A 532-nucleotide genomic window follows, 5' to 3' on the forward strand; every position below is an offset into this window, starting at 1 on the left:
CGGCGGTTGGCAACAATCCCCGGCGTTGGTCCGATAACGGCAACGGCTCTGGTTGCACTGGCGCCTTGCGCCGCAATCTTCCGAAAGGGGCGCGACTTCGCCGCTTGGCTGGGCCTGACGCCGCTGCAACGCTCAACCGGCGGTAAACAGAAGCTCGGTGCAACATCGAAGATGGGCGAGCGTACATTGCGGCGCCTGCTTATCATCGGAGCGAGCGCTGTCGTGCGTCATGCTCGTCGGCGAGGCATTCGGGAAGGATCGTGGCTTGGGCGCATGCTCGCCCGCAAGCCGCCAATGCTTGTGGTCGTCGCTCTTGCCAACAAGATGGCCCGCATCGTCTGGGCGCTCATGGCAAGAGGTGGGACCTACAGGGCTCCGGCCGTGGCAGCATAGCAGCTCGGTCTGAGGTCGTCGCAGGTGTAGGAAGGTCACACGGAGAGGTATGGCGCGACAGTCGATGAGAGACGGATCGGAAAAACCAGTTCAGCACAGAGCGCTTCGAGCGCGCGGTAGTGATATGGATCCGATCGGC

1 protein-coding gene is annotated in these 532 nt (G+C 63.0%); it reads left to right on the plus strand.

From position 1 onward, the window contains the following. Positions 1-393 (plus strand): transposase (locus tag NKH33_RS33180; RefSeq protein WP_352923752.1); only part of this gene is annotated, 393 nt, incomplete at its 5' end. Between the last annotated feature and the right edge of the window lie 139 nt (positions 394-532).

Source organism: Mesorhizobium sp. M1182, assembly GCF_040318335.1.
Classification (GTDB): Bacteria; Pseudomonadota; Alphaproteobacteria; order Rhizobiales; family Rhizobiaceae; genus Mesorhizobium.